General features: G+C 46.2%; 15 protein-coding genes and 1 pseudogene. 2 read left to right on the top strand and 14 right to left on the bottom strand.

The window, feature by feature from the left end:
- Nucleotides 1-737 (bottom strand): annotated as a pseudogene (locus tag AC787_RS34045) (hypothetical protein); the annotation flags it as partial.
- Nucleotides 738-1144: 407 nt separating this feature from the next.
- Here AC787_RS34045 and AC787_RS04660 point away from each other — a divergent pair.
- The gene (locus tag AC787_RS04660; RefSeq protein WP_054023711.1) at nucleotides 1145-1873 is read left to right on the top strand and encodes a hypothetical protein; all 729 of its coding nucleotides are present in this window, start codon (nucleotides 1145-1147) and stop codon (nucleotides 1871-1873) included.
- Between the two features lie 83 nt (nucleotides 1874-1956).
- Here the strand turns inward: AC787_RS04660 and AC787_RS04655 are convergent, their stop codons facing one another.
- The 9 genes from AC787_RS04655 to AC787_RS04615 all read right to left on the bottom strand — a co-directional run bounded on the left by AC787_RS04655 (nucleotide 1957) and on the right by AC787_RS04615 (nucleotide 10501).
- Nucleotides 1957-2523 carry a class I SAM-dependent methyltransferase gene (locus AC787_RS04655; protein WP_054023710.1) on the bottom strand — a complete coding sequence of 189 codons (567 nt, stop codon included), beginning with the start codon at nucleotides 2521-2523 and terminating at the stop codon, nucleotides 1957-1959.
- A gap of 26 nt (nucleotides 2524-2549) precedes the next feature.
- The gene (locus AC787_RS04650) at nucleotides 2550-4091 is read right to left on the bottom strand and encodes a UDP-N-acetylglucosamine 2-epimerase (protein ID WP_054023709.1); all 1542 of its coding nucleotides are present in this window, start codon (nucleotides 4089-4091) and stop codon (nucleotides 2550-2552) included.
- Between the two features lie 23 nt (nucleotides 4092-4114).
- On the bottom strand, nucleotides 4115-5086 hold the full coding sequence (locus AC787_RS04645; RefSeq protein WP_054023708.1) for a Gfo/Idh/MocA family oxidoreductase: 972 nt from the start codon (nucleotides 5084-5086) through the stop codon (nucleotides 4115-4117).
- Entirely contained in the window at nucleotides 5071-6051 is a 981-nt protein-coding gene (locus tag AC787_RS04640) for a Gfo/Idh/MocA family oxidoreductase (RefSeq protein ID WP_054023707.1), read from the bottom strand. The genes AC787_RS04645 and AC787_RS04640 overlap by 16 nt, the downstream gene beginning before the upstream one ends.
- A 13-nt stretch (nucleotides 6052-6064) precedes the next feature.
- A complete protein-coding gene (locus AC787_RS04635; protein ID WP_054023706.1) occupies nucleotides 6065-6889 on the bottom strand; it encodes an SDR family oxidoreductase in 825 nt (274 codons plus the stop codon).
- Nucleotides 6873-7790, bottom strand: coding sequence for a Gfo/Idh/MocA family protein (locus AC787_RS04630; protein WP_063847575.1), 918 nt, complete (start codon nucleotides 7788-7790; stop codon nucleotides 6873-6875). Before AC787_RS04630 ends, AC787_RS04635 begins: the two co-directional genes overlap by 17 nt.
- Nucleotides 7790-8584 carry an SDR family oxidoreductase gene (locus tag AC787_RS04625; RefSeq protein WP_054023704.1) on the bottom strand — a complete coding sequence of 265 codons (795 nt, stop codon included), beginning with the start codon at nucleotides 8582-8584 and terminating at the stop codon, nucleotides 7790-7792. Before AC787_RS04625 ends, AC787_RS04630 begins: the two co-directional genes overlap by 1 nt.
- Complete coding sequence (locus AC787_RS04620) at nucleotides 8577-9290, bottom strand: cytidylyltransferase domain-containing protein (protein WP_054023703.1); 714 nt, start codon at nucleotides 9288-9290, stop codon at nucleotides 8577-8579. The genes AC787_RS04625 and AC787_RS04620 overlap by 8 nt, the downstream gene beginning before the upstream one ends.
- 485 nt (nucleotides 9291-9775) lie before the next feature.
- Nucleotides 9776-10501 (bottom strand): YhcN/YlaJ family sporulation lipoprotein, encoded by a 726-nt coding sequence (locus AC787_RS04615; RefSeq protein WP_054023702.1) that lies wholly within the window; start codon nucleotides 10499-10501, stop codon nucleotides 9776-9778.
- A 161-nt stretch (nucleotides 10502-10662) separates the two neighbouring features.
- Here AC787_RS04615 and AC787_RS04610 point away from each other — a divergent pair, with 161 nt between their 5' ends.
- Nucleotides 10663-11670 carry a ketoacyl-ACP synthase III gene (locus AC787_RS04610; RefSeq protein ID WP_054026902.1) on the top strand — a complete coding sequence of 336 codons (1008 nt, stop codon included), beginning with the start codon at nucleotides 10663-10665 and terminating at the stop codon, nucleotides 11668-11670.
- Nucleotides 11671-11752: 82 nt separating this feature from the next.
- Here AC787_RS04610 and AC787_RS34040 read toward each other — a convergent pair whose 3' ends face one another.
- From AC787_RS34040 to AC787_RS04595, 4 genes are all read right to left on the bottom strand, one after another.
- Entirely contained in the window at nucleotides 11753-11929 is a 177-nt protein-coding gene (locus tag AC787_RS34040; RefSeq protein WP_161807514.1) for a hypothetical protein, read from the bottom strand.
- A gap of 34 nt (nucleotides 11930-11963) precedes the next feature.
- Nucleotides 11964-13349, bottom strand: coding sequence for a glycosyltransferase family 2 protein (locus tag AC787_RS04605; protein ID WP_054023701.1), 1386 nt, complete (start codon nucleotides 13347-13349; stop codon nucleotides 11964-11966).
- Between the two features lie 150 nt (nucleotides 13350-13499).
- Nucleotides 13500-15425, bottom strand: a complete 1926-nt coding sequence (locus AC787_RS04600; protein ID WP_054023700.1) for a hypothetical protein — start codon at nucleotides 15423-15425, stop codon at nucleotides 13500-13502.
- Between the two features lie 762 nt (nucleotides 15426-16187).
- A complete protein-coding gene (locus AC787_RS04595) occupies nucleotides 16188-22904 on the bottom strand; it encodes a WIAG-tail domain (RefSeq protein ID WP_054023699.1) in 6717 nt (2238 codons plus the stop codon).
- Between the last annotated feature and the right edge of the window lie 42 nt (nucleotides 22905-22946).

The following is a 22946-nucleotide window of genomic DNA, read 5'->3' as shown; positions in this document are numbered from 1 at the left end:
TTCCCGAGGTTCGTATTGCCATTTACAGTCAAGTTGCCCGTGACCGTCTCGTTCCCTGTAACTGTTTCATTCCCGGATACAATCAAATCGGTGCCGACCGTTAGCGGACCGCTGGTGATGACGGTGTCGCCTGCAGCATTCCCGAGGTTTGTATTGCCATTTACAGTCAAGTTGCCCGTGACTGTTTCATTCCCGGATACAATCAAATCGGTGCCGACCGTTAGCGGACCGCTAGTGATTACGGTGTCGCCTGCATCATTCCCGAGGTTCGTATTGCCATTTACAGTCAAGTTGCCCGTGACTGTTTCATTCCCGGATACTATCAGATTGGTGCCAACAGATAGTGGACCGCTAGTGGTGACGGTGTCGCCTGCTGCGTTTCCAAGGGCCGTATTGCCATTTACAGTCAAATTTCCTGCTAGCGTCAAGTCTGGGCCTAACGTTAATCCGCCGTTGATGGTGATGTTGTTAACCGTCGTGTTGCCGCCGACAGCCAAATCACCCGTGATTGTTTCATCCCCCCCGATATTGACATTACCGGGCGCTGTTACCGTGTCAGCCGCCACATTCCCCAAGGTCGTGTTTCCATTCACAGTCACGTTGCCCGTGACCGCCAAATTCCTCCCGATGTTTGTATCGCCTGTAATCGTAGTGACATCGACTGACGAGTTCCCAAGCTTCGTATTCCCACGCACATCTAAAGTATTTGTAATTATTACATTGTCAAATGTAGCCAAACAATCAGCTCCTAACTAATATTATTTAAAATACATACTCGCGCTTCAACCCTTTCTTAAGAATGTATTACAAGTTAAATATACTCAAATATTTAAATAAGTTTACAGATAATTTCAATAATTATAAAAATATACTAGTGTTACTGATTAATGAATCTAGTATTTGGGTACAGCGCAGCATACGACCTAACACGCCTTTCCTTTACCCCATATTCGCCTGCAAGGCAACTGTAACAGGCAGAGCTTGTCTCAAATACACTCGATCCTTTACAGGTAAAAACATAAACCTCACAGAGTACATAAAAAGAGGCATTTCTTACTGGACGCCTCTCTATCACTAGCTGTACGACCCTTTCATATTATAAATAAAGAGGAAACAGCAGCTATGAAAACACAAAGGAGGATGAATGAGACAAATGAATATCCCAACTGGCATGAATGCAATATACAGTAACAGCGAAATCATTCAGGTTGAACTCAAAAAATGCAGGGACTGGCTTTCCTTTTCTTATACAGATGATGGTTGGCATTATCAGTCAGCGTTAATCAGACAGTATATAAACGATCCCACGCTTCAATATTCAAAGTCCATATTGAAACAATACTATGATAGGTTCCAACCCCATTGCTTGCAGGAAATACTATTTGAAAATAGGACGACGGATCTTCCTCCTATTCATAAAGCAGGACCGCCAATGCCTTGGCTCGCGAGCCCTCCTCGATTCGGAAAGATCTACCAACACTACGGGCCAAATACCGATTCTTTCATAAAAAACGAATTTTCCAGAACCATAGATATATTCGAACAATTAAATCAATCAAGCTATCAGCCTGAAAAATATCAGAATGGTTACATTAGAGGTTATTTTTTGAAAAATGGTTCCGATTACCGTTTTATAGTTACGAATGGTCATCACCGTATGGCTGCTCTTGCGATACTTAAGTATGAAACGATAAAAGTGATGATTGATCCAAAAATCTCGAGAGTATGCGATATTCAAGAGGTAAATGCTTGGATTAATGTCCGTAATGGCATTTACCCCCAAAAATTAGCTCTTGATATTTTTAATATACCGTTCACAAAAAATGGTAAAGAGAAGGCGCTATCACTTGGATTATATAGCAAAATATATTAGTTTTTAATCATTTGAACATAAGAAAGCGTTGCAAGGATTTCACTGCTGATCCTTCAGAGTTATCCTTGCGGCGCTTTCTTTGCTTAAGGTCTGTCAAAGACCATTAAAGGTCTCAACGGTCTTTGAATTGTTTCTTCTAACTTCGTATAGGTGAGAATCTGCGGCGATTTCAATTGGAGCATCTGATGAATGCCTTTCGTTCGGTGACCTCTTAATTTATTGCTTGTTTCTTCAATTGCAGGGGGCTCAATGAAAATAATGCGGCCAAGTTTAAAGATCGTATCAATAGCTTCTCTATATTCCTGAAAATGATGAACGATGCTCAATGCAAGCACGACGTCGTAATGTTGGTTGTTGGCCAGCTGCTTTAAATCGTTTGCATTCATAAGCCGTTGAATTAATGTAACATTTTTATTGTTGTTTTTTTCCATAATATCATGTATAAAATCGTTTGCTTCGATCATGGTTACCTTAGCATTGAAATCTTCAGCGATTCGATAGGAGAAATAACCTGCATTCGCCCCGATATCCAGCACAGTAAATGGCTGATCAAGCTTTTTCAAATACGATTTGATATGCTTATACCTATTAGCGCAATCTCTTAGTCCTTTATTCGTTAACCGTCCCTTTATCCAGATATCCTGATACATACCAATCTCCCTTCACTATCCCTATTTCATTTTCTTCTCCGACGTAATTTTCTTTTCCTCGTACGCTTTGGACGTACAGCGCTTGATGTAGAACTTTTTTGTGAAATCAAGTTACGAATCATTTTAAATGCTTCGTCTGCTGGACTTTTAGAAGTCTGAAGCGTATTGCTCAAAAACTGTTTCGATTGCTTCACTAATAGATTTCTGAGAGCTTCGCTGCGTATAAACTTGCTGACATAACTGCTCAATTGCTTGCTGTTTCTCGCAACCAATCCAGCTGAAGCTGTGACGAGATGTTGGTTGAAATCATTGTTGTGGTGATCGTAATTGTAAGGGATCGGTGGCTGCAGCACGATAATGGCTTTGTCCAGCATCGCTGCTTCTATGGCAGTGTTAGAGGATATCGTCATAACGATGTCGGCTGAGCTAAGGGCATCATACAAGCCTGCATCTTTAGAAAGCAGTTTCACCTGGGGAGAAGCGGTATATTTCGAATAGTCAACGGTATCGTTAGGATGAGGTTTTATTAGAAATGTAACAGGCTGCGAATGATTCGAAGCGCTAGAAATCCACCTCATGATTTCGTTGCTTACCGATGCTTCAAATGGCTGGGTCGTATAGAGGACAATTGTATGATTGGTCGGTACATTACTTCTGGCAAGAAATTTCTCTTTCGTGCTGGGCACCTCTTGCTTCGCGTGTTCAAACCTTAAATTACCCGTTATTATTATTTTCCCAGAATGAATGCCTCTCCTTTCAAGCCATTCTTTATAATTTTTACCCCATACAAAGTGATAAGAGGCCCTTGTCGGTATAAGGGAGCGGTCAGCGATTAGCAGTTGGGGAAAGTTTATAAAAGGGAGATTGAATTTATTCGCCAGTAACGCAAACGTCGTGCCGGGATTAACGATTTCCACATGATCGATTAAAACACCTACGGGCTTCTTGCGAATGAGATTTTCTAAAGCGTTGATCGTTTTTATTGACTTCACGGATTGTGCATACAGCCATTTTGAAAACTTCCGTGTTCCGAAAATAGGATGTCCACCGTTTTTAACGGTCAGTTGACGAATGCTGCGCTTTAACTTCCGAGTTATCTTAGGAGAAATTCTCTGTGCTCTAATCGCTTTAATATAATTGAATAGCTTAAAATTGCGAGGAAGTCTTTTCCCTTTTAAAGCCGCACGATCGTGTCGATCGGCAACAACGAGAATAACGGCCTGATTTACCATTTTATCGAGAGCAAAATCGATTAGCTTAGCCGGCATTATCGTTGTTGTACGGCGGCTTACCTTCGAAAGATCCCGTTGGATCTTTGGCTTTCGAAGCAGCGCGGATTGCACATCCCGCATTGTGACGAGCTTATGATTTCCTTTAATTTTGGCAACATATGAAGGACTTGTCATCTGTCCGTTTATAAATTTTTTAATGTAGACATGGAAAGGCCTGATTAAAGTGAGCGGAATCTCGATTCCTTTATGCCTAATCGCATGAAACTGCTCGAAAAACTCCTTCGTTAAACCGTATCTCAGCAAATTATGCGTATTAAGCTTCTCTTCTCCGTACATTTATACACCTTCCTTTCATCCGATTAATCTGAGTTTGCATTGATGATCAGCGAATATATACGTTCCCATCTATCGCATTGTTGTTCTATAGTGACCAAGGAAGCATGGTTGGAATTCTCGAGAAAGGCTTCTGTTTGCCGATAAAGTCCGGGTTTATACATAAGATCCAAATGATCCTCTAGAGAAGCTTGCTCGATAATCGCGCTTCCGATATGCTGAACCTGCAGCTGTTCTAATGGCCTCATGATCAATCGCCGCTCTCGGGTCATCAGCTCGACTCCCCAACGACCCGGTGATTCCCAGTTGGCATGGTACGAGAATAATGCTCCTTTATCCGTACAACCTGAACCGCTGAAAACAGAAGCCGCCGGATGCCAATCAAGACCTCCGGCCGTATAAGCATTCAATTGCCGCGGAATACCTCCTACATAGAATGCTAGATCTACCACATGAGTAGAATTGGCTAGGAACCAATTGTTTTTTACGGCAGGGGTTTTGTCTGACTGGGAAATAGCATGACTCCATTCCGAGAAATCGAAGTGGAACGAGCTTACTCCCTCGTCCTCCTGGATGAATTCAAGCACTTTAAGAGTAGAGGCATAGAACCTTCGGTTATAGCCCACATAAACATCCGCATTTCGCGCTTGAGCATCAATGCGAACCGCTTGCAGCTCGCTCCCATTCAAGCCGCCAGGTTTTTCAAGCAAAATTCTCCTCACTCCATAACTAAGCAGGAGATGCGCAGCAGATGCTAACTCCTCGACCGGGAGTACAACAATAGCCGTATTTGGAACATGTTCCGCATGGGCAAGCCATGTCTCAAATCCGCCGGTTATCGGTTGAATACCAGTCTCTTTCTCGAATTGCGAAGCGGACTGCTTTCCACGACCGATGACAACCATATTGCGACTCATTGCACGCAGAACATTCGCATAAGCTGCCCCCATCCTTCCGGTTCCAACAATTAAAATATCATTGGTCATGTGATTGGACATGTTGTCACCTCATCAGAAGTGATTGATTGATATTTTTCCAAGAGCGCCTTTATAAGTGGAAGATGAAGCTCAGAAGATTTGACGTATGTCGTTAATTCGCAGCTGCCCGTATCAAGAAGCTGCCTTACGACATGATGGGTAAGCTGACTCTGAAGCTTACTCGTGTAACTTAGTTCCTTTATTGCCCAGTTGCAGTCCTCATCTGCTATCCACGCCTTATGCTCAATTGGTCGGATCATGCAATGCATGCTTTCGGTCGAAATATGGATGTGCATGGGTGACTCTCCGGTTTCATAAGACGTCATGCTGATTCGAGCTTTAGCGGACTCTCCCGTTAAAGTTCCTGTAAACTCTATGAATCCGGATCGTTTACTTTCAATAACGTTATCACTTAGCTCATATCCGTTCAGAGAAAAGTGATAACAATTTGTCAAATACGCGAGCAGATCCAAATGATGAATCGCGTTCGAGCCAATGCCCAATTGCGTTCCGTTTACCCGATAATCAACCTTATGTGCCTTGTCTAGCTTTGTTTTTAATTGTTGGAAAAATGACATCATCCGCATCGGGCAATTCACCCAAGCCAAAACATTTTTTTCTCTTAATTTCTCTTCTATCTCTGCGTAATCGCACAGATTTTGGAATAACACTTTTTCTGAAATAATGTACTTCACTTTTTTTTCATTCAATAACTGCTCGATGATAGCTCTTCGTATATGGCTGTTGGTTGCAACGATAACAGCATCCAGTTCATAAGGCAGCTCCGTCATGCTCGTTAAATACTGTATTTCGTGAGCATGGATGGAATCCTTTACCAAATTCATTGATTGTTCAGCGCTCTGCAGTGATTGCAAGGATGGATCCACGACCCAAATCGAAAGCGCTCTGTCCATTAAGGCCAGCGCCTGCAAATGACGACTGCCGATTTGTCCGGCTCCGATGACAACAATGTTAGGATAATTCATACAAATCCCCCATTTACCAAGCGCTTAATCCACCATCGATGATAAAGTTCTGACCCGTGACATAGCTTGAAGCGTCGGATGCCAAGAAAATAAAGGCACCGACAATCTCATCCGGTTTTCCCATTCGGCCGAGAGGCGTCCTTGCTGCATACTTTTGCTGAAATGTTTCGTTTTGCCCGCTCGCGATGCCTCCGGGGGTAATAGCATTAACGCGAATGCCATGGCCTGCCCAATACGTAGCCAAATATCTTGTTAATCCGTATACGGCTGCTTTAGAAGCTGAATAAACGGCTGGAGAATTAATGGACCTCCCCAAAAAGAAAGATCCCTCGTAAATGCGATGGTCAGGTCCAAGCATTCCGTGGATCGAAGCCGTCTGAATAATGGAGCCCCCCGTTTTCTGTTGAATCATATATTTGCCCACCGCTTGCGCCACTAGAAACATCGCGTCAATATTTACGGACATAATTTGCCGCCATTGCTCCAAGGTATACTGCTCGAAAGGAGCAAAAAAGCTCTCCAAATCAGAAGATTTATTTGCTGCATTATTAAGAAGAATATCGATTGAGCCCATGCGATTAAAGATCGTGTCTACCATTCGTTTCACTTCATCCGGCGATGCAATATCACCGCCTAAGCCGATACAAACGGTACCGTAGGTTGCAGTCAACTCGTCTGCAAAAGATGAAGCAGCCTTCTCGTCTAAATCGATAACAGCCACGTTCGCACCGAACTCGGCCAAGCCCGAGCATATCCGTTTTCCAAGAATTCCGAGTCCACCTGTAACGATTGCCGTTTTCCCGTTTAATTCAAACATTGATTTATAATGAGAGTTCATCTAGCCTCACGCTTCTCCTTTCTTGGATGGATCTTCGTCCCGCCGCTAAAATTCGCATGATTGTTATGGTCGTTTCTGCGGGTACTGCCGGCTTCCTCGTTTCAACAGATCGAAAGAAATGCCATAACATCCGGCGGAACATCGAAAAGTTATCTCCGATATGAAATACGTCGTGCTTGCGGCTTCCGTAAACATCAATTTTGAATATCGGGGAAACATCTCCCAGACAGTCTATTTGCAGCAAGAGACCATTGTCGAAGGATACGGTCATTGAAAGATGACCGGCAGGCAGCGCCGTCACCTCATAAGGCGTCGTATCGATCAGCGGAAGAACAGCTTCAAGCATATGCACGCCGTATTTCTCCCAAGAACGAACCACTACGCATCGGATCAGCCTGATCTCCCCATAATCTGGAAGTAAGGCCCGAAGCCCGTCAAGCTCTTGTGCATACCGCATGCCCGAACAGGACATTAACAGTCCGCTCTCCAAATATGGTCGAAGCAGACGAAGTTGCTCCAAATTTGTGGTTAGCGGTTTGTCAACGAATACCGGGATTCCGTACTCCAGGAATGGCAACGCAAATTGATAATGCGATTCCTCGTCGTCTCTTGCTACGATAACCGCGTCTACCTTCCCGAGCATTTCGCGCCAATCGGCAAGACCATTCGGAATAAGACACGACTCGCACAAGCTTTGCGTAAGCTCTGCGTATTGCGACCAAGCATGAGTCACCTTTATGCCCTCAAAGCCGAATTCCGAAGCATCTCGTTTCGCAAGATAGTTATAGATCGGATCCCATCCGGCAGTTGCTAGCTTCGTAGGGTCATACCCATTCACGATAGCCGAGAAAGAGAAAGGATGTCCGTTACCTTCGGATAGTCCGATAACGCCAACCTTCATTACCACACTGTCCAACCCCCGTCGACGCAAACGTTTTGACCGGTCATGTAGCTGGAAGCATTCGAACATAGCAAGGCGACTGCACCTTTAATATCATCAGGGTCTCCGACACGATTCATCGGATTTTTCTCGGATAGGCTCCGAATGAAATCCATATGCTGCTGAGTAACCGGATGAGGGAATGCCCCGGGACTAAGACAGTTGACGCGAATACCGTAAGGAGACAGGAAGCTGGCTAAATATTTGGAAAACTGAATAACACCCGCTTTGGCAGCGCCGTAGCTAGGCGGGTTCGTGAAATGTACGCTGTCATAGATTCGATAATCAGGTGCAACGTGACCGTACATTGATGTGACATTCAAGATGACACCCTTCTTTGCTATTAATCCGGGGAGCGCTTCCTTCACGCATCTGAAGACTGAGGTCATGCTCATCTCAATGTCATACTGCCAATCCGCATCAGAAATCGATTCGAAGGAATTTTTGTTCCCGGACCAGGCATTATTGACGAGAATATCGACACCGTTGTAATCCGAGTTTATCTCTTGAAAGCATTGAATTATGGATTGTTTGTCCATTAAGTCTAACATCATTGCAGTAGCTTTAGCGCCCGTTATGCTGCTCTCGATTTCCTTGCATTTCTCTTCGCATTTCTTCAGATCTCTGCTCGCGATGATGACATGAGCGCCGAGCTCCGCCAGTGTTTCACAGATAGAAGTACCTAAATAACCAGCTCCTCCGGTCACAAGAGCGACTCTATCGCGAAGCGACAACAATTGATAAATGTCAGCCATTGATACTCCCTCTTTTCATGAGCAATTCGGCGAACAGAAAATCGATCTCGTCATCGATGTCAACAGAACGGCTCTTGGGCATCATGACGGCACCGCAACGATCTGACAGGACTGAAATGCTTGATCCTGAAATACTGTCTTTTGTAAATGCGTAAACTGCTCCATTCAATTGGCATGCTTCTGGAAGCTGCTGACGAGGCAGCCACGGAACGGCACCGTCAATGAACAGACTTGGCTTGCTCCCATCCATTTTCCAAGCGCGGAAAGGATGCAAGTCTGCCTCTTTGAATGTCGCGACGGAGCTTAGACCTTTCACCGGATTAGTCAATATAGATAAGCAGACACTAATATCCTCTGGCTTGCGTAGCGGGCAGGTTGGCTCCAAATAAACGATCAGCTCTGCCTGCTCTTTCTCGGCCTTCAATCTCTCCATGCAATATCGGATTACATCGATAGGCAAGGAATCATCCTGCGACAGACGATCCGGTCTCTGCATGACCTCTGCCCCATATTGATGAGCAACAGATGCGATGCTCGCATGATCCGTAGAGACAATCACACGATCGATCTCTTTTGTATCAAACGCTGTTTCGATGGTCCAAGCAATGAGAGGTTTTCCATTCATCATTTTAATATTTTTAAAAGGTATGCTTTTGCTTCCGCCACGGGCTGGAATAAGTGCGACGACTCTTTTATTATGAATCACTAGGCACGCTCCCTCCTTATACCATAAAATTCCAACAGACCTACTTTATAGTATGAGGTAAACGTAGAATGGTTATGGGATAACATCTATCTTTGAGAGTTTTCGTCGTATGAATATGAATTTATTAAAAATAGGACTAGGCATGAGTTCGGTTGCGAGCGGTACATAGGCTCTAGACTGCTATCCGTTCTTCATCTTGCATTGATTATCGTTCCTTGCAATTGGCTGGTACTTGAACGCTCCAAATATCATGATTCTCCGACCAGTCTATTTAAAGTATGTTACATTTTATGTTTGCCTATTTTAATGGGTAACCCCTATTTATGCCTAATTCAGGATACTTCTCATTTGCATAACCTATTGCTCTCTTTTAATAGATTGACAGTCAGATAGACAGATAGATAAGGCCGTCCTAGACATTAAAAAAAACCGGTTCAAGGAGTTGCAGCTCCCAAAACCGGTTTTCGTTTCACTTCATTACCAAATCAGTCGTAAATCATTCGTTTATCTTTGATGCTAAGGCTCTTAAGTTCCTTGTCGCCGGACTTCGCCGGAAATACTCGCTCGGCCATGGAATTAAATTCAGCAATAAAACCTTGGATTGGATGTCCAAGCTTCACATCGTTCATATAAGCATTCATGCGTCCGACAAAATCCGGATTGGCAGATACGTATACATGCTCCACGCTAGGTCTTAAACGCTTAACTTCACCAGCGATCTCATCTTTTATTTGAGCTGTAAGCATATGATGTCCCGTTGATAAGGTGCTCATTTGTCTACTCATTCGGACGCCTTCTTTGCCCATGTACCCGCTATTTGTACGACTCATCATTTTTGGGTTGCCTGTAGGCTTTTCTTCAACTAACGATACTGCGACATAAGCATTATGGTCGGTCAGCATGACATATGATGATTTAACCGTACCCATTTTTGTTATACTCTCGGCAATTTTTTCGCTCATTTCCATACGATAATTTTTATGCGACCCAATTATATTATTGCTGTTCAGCCTGCGGCCGTTCACACGGTTCTTTTCGTTCATCTGATCATCAGCAAAGCGCTTGTCCTTCAGTATATTACCATTTGCATCATACCTAATACTGTTTGAACGGATATTTTTATTGCCCACATCCCCTTGGTTTTCCATGCAGCCCGCAAGCATTGTGCTAAGCAACACGCCCGCAGACAATGCTATGATTCGTTTGCGCATTTAGCCATCCTCCATTTACGTTTGATTAGGCTTCAGATCCGTTCTTAGCGTTAGCCATTCGCATTCGAACTATTCATGACATTGACAAGATGGCAGCTATAAAGTAAATTAGGATCAGATACTAGTACTTGGTACTAATTTTGAAGGAGGTATTGAGGATGATGAACGATAGCATTCAATCCGTTATTAGCTCGAATGCCGCAATTACCGCTATCGGCACTTATGTTCCAGAACGAATTTTAACAAATGCCGATTTAGAGAAGCTTGTTGATACAAATGACGAGTGGATCGTGCAGCGTACCGGCATACAAGAGCGTCATATTGCGGCCGATGATCAATTTACGAGCCATCTTTGTTTCGCTGCTGTCCAAAATATGATTGAACGCTACAATATTAACGTGAACGATATCGATTATATTATTGTAGCTACGTCTACGCCTGATGCCGTATTTCCAAGTGTAGCTTCGCAGGTTCAGGCTCATTTTGGCATTGAAAACTGCGGAGCAGCAGACTTACAAGCCGCTTGCGCTGGATTTGCCGCTGCCATTCAGCTAGCTAACGGATTATTGCTTTCCGGTGCATATCGCAAAGTGTTGGTAATTGGAGCGGAGACATTATCCAAAATTACCGATTATTCAGACCGTTCCACATGTATATTATTTGGAGACGGAGCCGGAGCCTTCCTTATGGAATCATCGGATGACGGTGCAGGCGATGTGGTGTCTATGTATTCCAAAACAGATGGCGCACGCGGGCATCTGCTTTATCGTAGCAGTTTAGCTTCTGCCATAGGAGATCATGATATTCATACGAATGGAATGATCGTGCAAAATGGCCGTGAAGTATACCGATGGGCTGTAAGTCATGTAGCTGAAGGTGTAAAGCAGCTCATGGCAAGAAGCAACCTCTCAACAGAGGACATTGACTGGTTCATTCCTCACAGCGCGAATATGCGAATTATTGAAGCCCTTTGTGAGAGGACCGGCTTCTCGCTTGACCAAACTTTGTCCAGCATCAAACGGTTCGGTAATACTTCCGCCGCTTCTATTCCGCTCGCCATAGACGAAGCGGTCAAAGCAGGTACATTAAAGCAAGATCAGCTCATGCTTCTTTATGGGTTTGGAGGCGGCTTAACGCAAGCTGGGATCATTATTCGCTGGTCATTATAAGGATGGCGAACAGCCTTATTTCCTATCATGTATGCTCCAGACGAAACATAATAGGATATAAGGCTGTGCCCTGATTCGCTTTTTAATGCTGCTGCTCATATGCCAATCGGTGACCATTTTCAAAGCCTTTTGCAAACCCTTCATTATAACCATAGTTGAAAACCTGATCTAATGTTACTTGCTCGTTATTCTTCTTTCTAAGGCATTTCCTTTGTACTTTCTTTCTGCGCTGTAACGTCTTTTTTTTTCTCATTGCCATCAGTTTTGCCTCCAAGCCGTTGACGCATTGTAGATTACAATGCTTGCCGCAGATTGATCGGTACTATTATGGGTAGACCATCGGGAATATCAAGAAGCTCTGACACTGACAAGCTGACTTGCGGACGCATATTCATGTGCCATGCTTCAACTGCTAATGGACTAACGATTGCTCGCTTCATGCCATTTTCCATATAATACATATCGCCATTCGTCTTGACGCAAATAGATCCATGATGAATAGCAATTTTTCTGCCCCCTCGAACAAGATCCAATTTTAGCAGTGCTTCCTCCTCATTCAATTCTGGTCCAATGGTCCATTGCCTTAAAGCGATTTGAGACAACTGAATAACAGGTCCCTCCCATTTCCCTTTAATGGGCCTTCGAGAACAGTCCTCTATCCAATAAATCGTTTCAGTTAATCCTTTTACCGCAATCGATTGTGGATAAAACGCAGTTTCACCGAACCTTCGTTCATGTAATCTTATCGATCGACTAACGTCTGTCTGAATTAATAAGTTGTTGTTTGAAATGTCAGACAAAACCTTGTTCGGATTAATCCATTTATCCATATAGTAGAGCTGGGCTTCCTCTTTTGCTGCCTGTGCTTCACTGCTTGAAATCTCCTCATCTCTCGAAATGAGATGAACGAAAGCATCTCCTGCATAAACCAGCGAAAGTCCTTGAAGCCTTACTCTAATGCAATAGTCATTTTCATCGTATGGTCCTTCAAGGCAGCCTTCATCCAAAAAACCGACCTTCTCTAGCAGCTCGCGCCGAAACAACAAGCATTTTTTGGACAAATTCTCTGCAGTTCTCCATCTGGAAGGATCACTTATATTGTTCTTTGTTGCAAATTCCTGCATATCTTCCATGTTTCTGTAACTTGTCTCCATCCGTTGATCGCCGTTCATTCCATTCGACACCGCTCCTACCATTCCGATGCCAGGATTACTTTGCAAGGATATAAGCATATTGTCGAGCCAATTATCGGTACAGACTACATTGTTACTTAGCAGTAGCATCGTCGTTCCTTTGGCCATCATTAAGCCCCTGTTCGCCGCTCCTGCAAACCCATGATTATGCGATAAACTATGATATTTCACCATTCCGCCCTGCTGCTTCATATACTGCTCGATTCCATCTGATGAGTTGTTGTCGACGACGATGATTTCGTAGAACGAGTTTGTATAATTGATAATACTTTCAATGCATTGCTTAACGTTTTCGACCTCGTTATAGCACGGAATAATAATACTTGTTCCTTCAAAATTTGATTCGAAGCTTTTATAACCCGCATCTAATCCTTGTTGATAGCCTTCTTCCAAACCTTGTTTGTAACACTCAATGCTTTTGTTCACATTTATTTGCAAGCCACTTTTGTTATTGAGACGTTTGGCTTTCTTTTTAATTCGTCTCATCGGCGATCACCCCATTTCTGTCAAATGATCGATCAGTTAACAGAGGATTTTGACGCTTTTCGCGCACAAAATCCTCGTCTTGTTTCTATGCCTGCCGATTTAACCAGTCCCTGTCTTCTAACGGTATTTGTTGCTTGTTCGGCTGTTTTGTTAGATCCGATGCTTCCGCGTTCCAACTTTTCCCTTTTTCCGCTGACTGCTAGCGGCTGTTTTACTCCTGAGCCTCCGAGCGCCAGCTTCTCCCTCGTTACGCTGGCCGCTGACAGCTGCTCCTCGTGCCTTGTTACGCTCCTCACTGACAACTGCACAGATTAACGCTAGCACTTCTCCTGAAAGATGCTCTAACGTAATAGTCCCCTTACGAATGTGATTCCCTAGAATTGTATCTGCTTGCAAATGCTTGCCCGCTAACGACTCCAGCTGAACATGCTCGCCAATAACCGCACCGTGAACAAGCTTCGCTCCAGTTACTGCACCGTCCTGCAGTGCTATTTCGCCTACGCTCGCCGCTTCCATGTTTGCCGCTTGCACGGCATTTGGCTGCAGCTGCTTTGCACTAATTGACAGCTCGGCGATTTTGTCGGACGTAATCGCGCCTGCAGCTATATGCTCCGTCCCTACAGCTTCTGGCTTCAGTGCCGCAGCCCCAACAACACCGTTCTGCAGCTGTTTTTCACCTACGCTGTCTGCAGACAGCTTCTCTGATGTAATAGATTCATCCACCAAATGAGCGCTGCGTATGCTATTCTCGCACAAGTGGATACCAAGCACAGAACCACCCGCCAGCTTACTGCTTGAGACCGACTCATTGGCTAACTGCGCCATCCCTACTGCCCCATAACCAATATGTTCCTCACGAACCGCATGGGGCGCAAGCTTATCTTTATTAATAATTCCGTCATGCAAATGCTTGCTCTCAATGGCGTTCTTCGCAAGCTGCTTCGTTGATACCGAGTCTGCTGCCAAATGAGATTGGAGTACTTGCGCATCAGCGATTTTATCCGAAGTGACGCTGAAACGGCTAAGATGGCGGTTTAGCACCGCATCGTTTGACAGCTTCTGCGCATTCACGCTTTGGTCGGAAAGCTTCGCCGACGTTACCGACTGATCAGCGAGATGTTCACTTTTAACGGCCTCTTCCTGCAGGTGCGATGAAGAAACCGAGTTGACTGCTAATTTTTCCGAGTCGACTGCTCCCGGTTTCAAATGAACGGAATCTAACGCTTCCTTAGCAATCTTATCGCCTGTAACGGCTCCATCGCGCAGCTTCGACTGCGTAACAGCGCCGTCTGCGAGCTTCGAACTGTTAATAGCATCATTAGCTAAATTTTCCGCGCGAATCGCTCCGCTTCTTATTTTTCCCGATGTAATCGACTGTTCGGCCAACAGCTCCGAATTAATCACAAATAGCTTTAAATGCTTGGCGTCAATTGAGCCCTCTGCTATATTGTGCGCGCTAATCGTGCGGTCAGCGAGCTTCTCCGACGTAATGCTTCCATTCTGCAGCTTGCTTCCATTGATGGAGAGGTCCAAAATTTTATCTCCGGATATCGCGTTGTTCGTCAAATGGTCCCCGGTAATCGTCTGAATCGCAATTTTAGAAGAGTAAATGGCGCCATCCGCAATATGAATGCCTTCAACTGCATAATCGGCAATGGCGCCCGCTTGAACGCTTCCTGCTCCGAGCTTACTGCTGATGATCGCACCGGGAGCAATTTTGTCTGCGGAAACCGCAAAGTCAACCAAATCGTCCGTATAAATAAAAGGGATTGGCGCATCCAGGCTTTTCTTTCCCTCAACTCTTTCCAGCTTCTCTTCCAAGGTTGGTTGTATTACTCCTTCAACCATTTTCTGAGGCTCTCCTAGATTATCGAGAGCTTCAAGGCCTTCAAGATCTTCAAATTCAACCAAATCCGGATGCGCTTCTTTTGTCATTCGTATGGCTGCCGTTCTTTTCACAACTGTTTTCCTTTTGTTCAAATCATCTAGCCACTTTAACTCGGAATTATTCGAATTTTCAACATAAAAAAGCGGCTTCCGCCCCTTCGGGCTGTTCCCTTTTCTTCTTTTCTCCATTTTCTCCCCTTCTTCCTCCTGAAATGTCAATAGCTTCTCGGCATGTGCCGAGGCAAATGAGACAAGGGATTCCTCGTTCCATCCAACATACCTTCCTTTTGATGGAGGATTTTTTATTTCAACGGTTTCTCACCTGGAAGGCGTACCTCCAGGTACGTTTAACCGTCCTTTCGGATTAATACCCAGTACAAACAAGCCATTATCAATTATCGGGTCTAAAGAGTCACTTGAAACTAATTTTCCCTGATGATTACAGTTTTGGTTCAGCACATTCAGTTATCTTCCTCCTCCTAAGTAGTTATATGAGGAGGGACAATAGTCGGTATAGATAAATATCCATTAATAAAAGCCCATTTTATCATTGCTTGCGACATATGAGCAGGATTGAAAATAAGTTGTTTTTTAACAAGCCTGTTGATTTACCATTTTTCAGGTTGTTTTGGGTCGACAAATAGACGTGTTTATCCAACATTCTAGCAATAGTCAAGTAATCTTCTGAGAGAATGGGGAATATATTTGATGCTAGACTAAAAAATAGACACGGATTATGCTAGATTCAGAACATGAATCGGAGGAACTGTTGTGAATAAGCACTTTGGAACGGATTCCCGGTATTTTGATCCCACTGTAATTTGCTGAAACCGATGGATGAGGCAATGAAAGAATAGATTGCGAGTGCTAAACAAAAGATTTTTCCAAAAACCTGTTCCATGAAAAAAGAGGATTTTGACGCATTTCGCGCACAAAATCCTCTTTTTGTTTCTATGCCCTGCCGATTGCAATCCAGTTAATGTCTCCTCTGGGATCATGACTGATGCGCGTACGAATAACGGTAATAATTGCTTGTTCGGCCGTTTTGGATTGTATGACTGCATAACAAGCGGGATTATCAATCGTCGCTGTCAGTACGTAACGATCATCCGTGAAAGGCTCTTCGAAAGAAATGACGACTTGGATCTGCTCTTCTTGAGAAGTGAAGTTAAAGGGCGACAATCCGAACTGTTGCTTAGCGACTCCGCTCCTTGAAGTCGATATTACAGGAGCAAAACTTAATGCAGAAAGTTCAATCGGCTTTTGCTCCAGTGGCTGGATCGTTCCTTGGTCAAATATATACTCATACAGCAGGCCTGGCGCGAGTTTATCGGCTGTCACGCTGCCCGGGGCTAGTTGCTCTGACCCTACGCTACCAAGAGTCAATTGTTCGGAGCCTACGCTTCCGAGCGCAAGTTTTTCCGTCGTTACGCTGCCTTCCGACAGCTGCTCCGTTCCTACGCTTCCGAGCGCAAGCTTCTCCGTCGTTACGCTGCCTTCCGACAGCTGCTCCGTTCCTACGYTTCCGAACGCCAGCTTCTCCGTCGTTACGCTGCCTTCCGACAGCTGCTCCGTTCCTACGCTTCCGATCGCCAGCTTCTCCATCGTTACGCTGCCTTCCGACAGCTGCTCCGTTCCTACACTCCCAACTTCCAGCTTTGACGCGGTTACGCTGCCTTCCGACAGCTGCTCCGTTCCTACGCTTCCGAACGCCAGCTTCTTCGTCGTTACGCTGCCTTCCGACAGCTGCTCTTCGCCCACGCTTCCGAGCGCAAGCTTCTCTGTCGTTACGCTGCCAGCATCCAGATGCTCCGTTCCTACGCTTCTAAGCGCCAGCTTCTCCATCGTTACGCTACCTACCGACAGCTGCTCTTCCCCCACGCTTCCGAGCGCAAGCTTCTCCGTCGTTACGCTGCCAGCATCCAGATGCTCCGTTCCTACACTCCCAACTTCCAGCTTTGACGCAGTTACGCTGCCTGCCGACAATTGCTCCGTTCCTACGCTTCCGAGCGCAAGCTTCTCTGTCGTTACGCTGCCTTCCGACAGCTGCTCCGTTCCTACGCTTCTAAGCGCCAGCTTCTCCGTCGTTACGCTACCTACCGACAACTGCTCTTCGCCCACGCTTCCGAGCGCAAGCTTCTCCGTCGTTACGCTGCCAGCATCCAGATGCTCCGTTCCTACACTCCCAACTTCCAGCTTTGACGCGGTTACGCTGCCTGCCGACAATTGCTCCGTTCCTACGCTTCCGAGCGCAAGCTTCTCTGTCGTTACGCTGCCTTCCGTCAGTTGCTCTTCCCCTACGCTTTCCAGTGCCAGCTTTTCCTTCGTTATGCTGCCTTCCGACAGCTGCTCCGTTCCTACGCTTCCGAACGCCAGCTTCTCCGTCGTTACGCTGCCTTCCGTCAGTTGCTCCGTTCCTACGCTTCCGAATGCCAGCTTCTCGGTCGTTACGCTGCCTGTCGACAATTGCTCCGTTCCTACGCTTCCGAACGCCAGCTTCTCCGTCGTTACGCTGCCTACCGACAGCTGCTCTTCGCCCACGCTTCCGAGCGCAAGCTTCTCCGTCGTTACGCTGCCTGCGTCTAATTGCTCAGAGCCTATACTTCCAAGCGACAGTTTTTCTGTCGTTACACTGCCGTCTGATAACTGCTCCGTTCCTACGCTTCCGAACGCCAGCTTCTCCGTCGTTACGCTGCCTGCCGACAATTGCTCCGTTCCTACGCTTCCCAGTGCCAGCTTCTCCGTCGTAACGCTGCCTTCCGTCAGTTGCTCCATTCCAACGCTTCCCAAAGCCAGCTTCTCCGTTGTTACGCTGCCTGCAGACAGCTGTTCTTCCCCTACGCTTTGGGGCGCCAGCTTTTCCGTCGTTACGCTGCCCGCCGACAGTTGCTCTTCTCTTACGCTTCCCATCGCAAGATTTTCAGTCGATACACTGCCCGCTGAGAGTTGCTTCGATCCCACGCTTCCGAATGCCAGCTTCTCCGACGTTACGCTGCCTGCCGACAATTGCTTCGTTCCAACGCTTCCGAACGTTAGCTTATCAGATGTCACGCTGCCTGCCGAGAGCTGTTTCGATCCAATGCTTCCAAGCGCCAGCTTATCCGTCGTTACGCTGCCTGCCGACAACTGCTCCGTACCCACGCTTCCATGATCCATTTGTTCGGCTTTCACGCTTCCCAGCGCTAGCTTATCCGTCGTAACGCTTCCTGCTGAGAGTTGCTCATTTCCGACGCTTCCCTGTGCCAATTTCTCCATCGTTACACTGCCGGCTGACAGTTGCTCCTCGCCTACGCTTCCAAGTGCCAGCTTCTCCTTCGTTACACTGCCTGTCGACAGCTGCTCCTCACCTACGCTTTGGGGCGCCAGCTTCTCCGAAGTCACACTGCCCGTCGACAATTGCTCTGCTTTAACACTTCCGAATGCCAGCTTTTCCGTCGTTACACTGCCTGCCGACAGTTGCTCTTCCCCTACGCTTTCAAGCGCCAACTTTTCCGTCGTTACACTACCTGTTGCCAGCTTTTCCTCACTTATACAGCCAATTGCAAGCTTCTCCGTCGTTACGCTGCTTGCAGCAAGCTGATCCGAACCTACGCTTTCAAACGCCAGCTTTTCTGTCGTTACACTGCCTGCTAACAGCTTCTCCGTACTTACGCTCCCAAGCGCTAGTTTCTCTACAGACACGCTCCAGGGCGCTAGCTTCTCCTCCGTTACACTACCTGCGGACAGCTGCTCCTCGCCTACGCTTCTAAGCGCCAACTTCTCCGTCGTTATGCTGCCTGCCGTTAGCTGTTCCTCTCCTACGCTTCTGAGAGCAAGCTTCTCCATCGTTACGCTGCCGGCTTCTAATTGTTCTGCTCCAACACTTTCGAGCGCCAGCTTATCCGTCGTTACACTGCCTGTCGAGAGCTGCTCCGTACCTACGCTACCGATTGCCAGCTTCTCGGTCGTTACGCTGCAAGCTTCCAGTTGCTCTTCTCCTACGCTCCCGAGCGCGAGCTTCTCTTTCGTTACGCTGTCTTCCGCCAGCTGCTCTGTTCCGATTGCACCCGATTCGATTTGCTCACTGCCGACCGCTGCCGCGAACAACTTCTCACGCGTTACAGCCCCTGAAGTCAGCTGATCCTCTCCTACACTGTTATCGGCTAATTGCTTCTGGCTAACCGTTCCTTGCCTAACCTTGCTGCCGGGAATCGTATCATCCGATATTTTCTCGAACGCAAGCACTTCGTCTGAAAGATGCCCAAGCGTAATCGTACCCTTACGAATGTGATACCCTTGAATCGAATCGGCCTTAAAATGTTTACCTGCTAACGATTCCAGCTGCACGTGCTCTGCCGACACTGCCCCGAAATCAATCTTCACTCCAGTTACACTGCCGGCTGACAGTTGCTCCTCGCCTACGCTTCCAAGTGCCAGCTTCTCCTTCGTTACACTACCTGGCGCCAGCTGCTCCTCACCTACGCTTTGGGGCGCTAGCTTCTCCGAAGTCACACTGCCCGTCGACAGTTGCTCTGCTTTAACACTTCCGAATGCCAGCTTTTCCGTCGTTACACTGCCTGCCGACAGTTGCTCTTCCCCTACGCTTTCAAGCGCCAACTTTTCCGTCGTTACGCTGCCTGTTGCCAGCTTTTCCTCACTTATACAGCCAATTGCAAGCTTCTCCGTCGTTACGCTGCCTGCTGCAAGCTGATCCGAACCTACGCTTTCAAACGCCAGCTTTTCTGTCGTTACACTGCCTGCTAACAGCTTCTCCATACTCACGCTTCCAAGCGCTAGTTTCTCTACAGATACGCTCCCTGGTGCTAGCTTCTCCTCCGTTACACTACCTTCGGACAGCTGCTCCTCGCCTACACTGTTATCGGCTAATTGCTTCCGGCTAACCGTTCCTTGCCTAACCTTGCTGCCGGGAATCGTATTATCCGATATTTTTTCAAACTCAATCACTTCGTCTGCAAGATGCCCAAGCGTAATCGTACCCTTACGAATGTGATACCCTTGAATCGTATCGGCTTTAAAATGTTTACCCGCTAACGATTCCAGCTGCACATGCTCTGCCGACACTGCCCCGAAATCAATCTTTACTCCAGTTACTGCTCCATCCTGCAGGGCCGACTCACTTACGCTCGCCGCTTCCAAATTCGCCGCCTTCACAGCAGCTGGCTGTAACTGCTTCGAGCTGATTGACAGTTCCGCTATTTTATCAGAGGTAATCGCACCGTCCGCCACATGCGCTGTGCTTACAGCGCCTTGCTGCAATGCCGCAGCCCCGACAGAGCCGATCTGCAGCTGTTTTTTTCCTACGCTGTCTAGAGACAGCTTCTCTTCTGTAATCGATTCATCCACAATATGGGTACTGTGCACACTATTGTCACTTAAATGTATACCGAGCACCGAAGCATTGGCCAAATGACGACTCAGCACGGCTTCATCCCCAATTTGTTTGGACTGGACAGAGCCGGCTGATAACTTTTCAACCTTTATCAATCCATCCTGCAGCGCATCTGTTCCAATCGAGTGGGCAATCAGATGATTCGCTCCAATGATACGATTCTGTAAATGCGATGAATCAATCGCACCAAGCCCGATATGCCGAGTCATCACAGCTCCATCTGAAAAATGCTCAGATTGAACCGTATTCGGCGCAATTTTTGCACTTATTACGCTTCCATCCGCAAGCTTCGAAGCTAATACACTTAAATCAGCCAGCTTATCTGTAGTTACAGATTCTGGGGACAGCTTGAGTGAATTGACGATATGATCGGCCAAATGATGTGAAAATACGACTCCTGGTCCGATATAACGCTCCGTCACTGAACCATAAGCCAGCTTACTGCTCGTTACCGATCCGTCCTGCAGATTCTCCGTATCAACCGCGTCATTCGCCAGATGGCGATTGTCTATGAGACCAAGCTGCAGGTGCTCCCCGCTCACAGCTTTCGGCGAAATGGACTCTTCCGTTACAGCACCAGCCGAAAAATGATACGCCCTTAGCGTTTCCGGAGCTATTTTCTGAAACGTAATACTATCATCCTTCAAATGTCTCGACTCCACTGATCCATTCGCCAAAATGGACGCCGTCACCGCACCTTCGGTTAACTTACTCTTCGTAACGGACTCATCGGCTAATTGCGTCATGCCGACAGCGCCATAACCGATATGTTCCTTCTTAACAGCATGAAGAGCAAGCTTATCTTCATTAATAATTCCATCTTGCACATGCTCTCTCAAAATGGCGTTCGGGGCGAGCTGCTCCATCGACACGGAATCTGCTGCCAGATGCCACTGCAGCACTTGAGCTTCAGCGATTTTGTCTGAAGTGACGCTGAAACGTCCCAGATGACGGGTAAGTACTGCATCATTTGACAGCTTTTGCGCGTTCACACTTTGGTCGGACAACTTTGATAAAGTAATCGAATGATCGACAATTTTGATCGTCGATACCGATTGATCAGCAAGCTTCGTGGATGTAACAGACTGGTCAGCAAGATTTCCGCTTTGGATTTGTTCCGCTCCGACATGGCCGCTTCTAACGGCTCCTGCTTGTAGGTGTTCCGAAGTTACCGACCCTGCCGTTAAATGCTTGGCTTTGACGGTGTCCGCCTGCAGTTCTCTTGTACCAATTGCTCCCTCAACCAGATGCTCGGCTGTAATTTCGCCTGGGGACAAATGTTTTCCTTGAATGGCACCAGCCGCAACGTGCTCTGCAAGTATTAAGCCAGGTCTCAAATGAACAGCGTCAATCGCTCCCGGCGCGATCTTCTCTCCTGTTACAGCCTCATCGCGCAGCTTGGAGCGAGTAACGGCACCTTCACCCAGTTTGGAGTTGTTAATGATTTCATTAGACAAATTTTCAGTACGAATCGCTCCGCTTTTTATTTTATCCGACGTAATCGACTGGTCTGCCAGCAGCTCTGAATTAATAATAAACGATTTTAAATGTCTGGATTCGATCGAGCTTTCTGCTAATTTGTGTGAGCTTATCGTGCGATCTGCTAACTTCTCTGACGAAATGCTCCCGTCCTTCAGCTTGCTTCCGTAGATGGAGTGATCCAAAATTTTATCGCCGGATATCGAATTGTTAGTCAAATGGTTCCCCGTTATCGACTCCAGCGCGATTTTAGAGGATTTTATGGCGCCGTCCGCAATATGGATACTATCTACCGCGTAATCTGCAATTACGTCTGAATTGACACTTCCCGCTCCGAGCTTACTGTTTTCGATTGCACCTGATGCAATTTTTTCGGTGGTAACTGCGAAGTCGACCAAATCATCCGTATAAATAAACGGAACAGACGATTCCGGGCTTTTCTTTTCCGCAAGTTTCTCCATCTTCTCTTCTCGGCTAACTTCTTCATAATCAATGACTTCAAATATTTCTACTAGTTCAGACTCTTCAATCTCGATCACATCCGGCTGTGCATTGTCTAACAATTCTTCTTCAATTGTTTCTATTTCTGATACCAAAGGAGCAGAAACCGCATTAATATTCAAAGTCGGTTGATTGACTTCCACTACTTCTTTTACCGTTCGTTTGGCTACCGAATTTTGCACAGCGGCCTTCTTCCTGTTCAAATCATCTAGCCACTTTAACTCGGAAGCATTCGGATTATCAACATAAAAAAGCGGCTTTCGCCCCTTCGGGCTTTTCCCTTTTCTGTTTTTTGTCATAGTCCTCTCCTTCTTCCACCTGAAATGTCATAGGTAATATAT

This window comes from Bacillus sp. FJAT-28004, assembly GCF_001280845.1.
Taxonomy (GTDB): domain Bacteria; phylum Bacillota; class Bacilli; order Paenibacillales; family Paenibacillaceae; genus Pristimantibacillus.
The sequence above is the reverse complement of the archived record's forward strand: the minus strand, read 5'-3'. Positions and strand labels throughout refer to the sequence as shown.

Excerpts from the sequence above, each read along its gene's own strand:
- AC787_RS04630 (WP_063847575.1), bottom strand. The coding sequence starts at position 7,790 with ATGAAGGTTGGCGTTATCGGACTATCCGAAGGTAACGGACATCCTTTC.
- AC787_RS04610 (WP_054026902.1), top strand. The coding sequence starts at position 10,663 with ATGAACGATAGCATTCAATCCGTTATTAGCTCGAATGCCGCAATTACC.
- AC787_RS04605 (WP_054023701.1), bottom strand. The coding sequence starts at position 13,349 with ATGAGACGAATTAAAAAGAAAGCCAAACGTCTCAATAACAAAAGTGGC.
- AC787_RS04650 (WP_054023709.1), bottom strand. The coding sequence starts at position 4,091 with ATGTACGGAGAAGAGAAGCTTAATACGCATAATTTGCTGAGATACGGT.
- AC787_RS04635 (WP_054023706.1), bottom strand. The coding sequence starts at position 6,889 with ATGAACTCTCATTATAAATCAATGTTTGAATTAAACGGGAAAACGGCA.
- AC787_RS04640 (WP_054023707.1), bottom strand. The coding sequence starts at position 6,051 with ATGAATTATCCTAACATTGTTGTCATCGGAGCCGGACAAATCGGCAGT.
- AC787_RS04645 (WP_054023708.1), bottom strand. The coding sequence starts at position 5,086 with ATGTCCAATCACATGACCAATGATATTTTAATTGTTGGAACCGGAAGG.
- AC787_RS04600 (WP_054023700.1), bottom strand. The coding sequence starts at position 15,425 with ATGGAGAAAAGAAGAAAAGGGAACAGCCCGAAGGGGCGGAAGCCGCTT.
- AC787_RS04655 (WP_054023710.1), bottom strand. The coding sequence starts at position 2,523 with ATGTATCAGGATATCTGGATAAAGGGACGGTTAACGAATAAAGGACTA.
- AC787_RS04625 (WP_054023704.1), bottom strand. The coding sequence starts at position 8,584 with ATGGCTGACATTTATCAATTGTTGTCGCTTCGCGATAGAGTCGCTCTT.
- AC787_RS04660 (WP_054023711.1), top strand. The coding sequence starts at position 1,145 with ATGAGACAAATGAATATCCCAACTGGCATGAATGCAATATACAGTAAC.
- AC787_RS34040 (WP_161807514.1), bottom strand. The coding sequence starts at position 11,929 with ATGGCAATGAGAAAAAAAAAGACGTTACAGCGCAGAAAGAAAGTACAA.
- AC787_RS04615 (WP_054023702.1), bottom strand. The coding sequence starts at position 10,501 with ATGCGCAAACGAATCATAGCATTGTCTGCGGGCGTGTTGCTTAGCACA.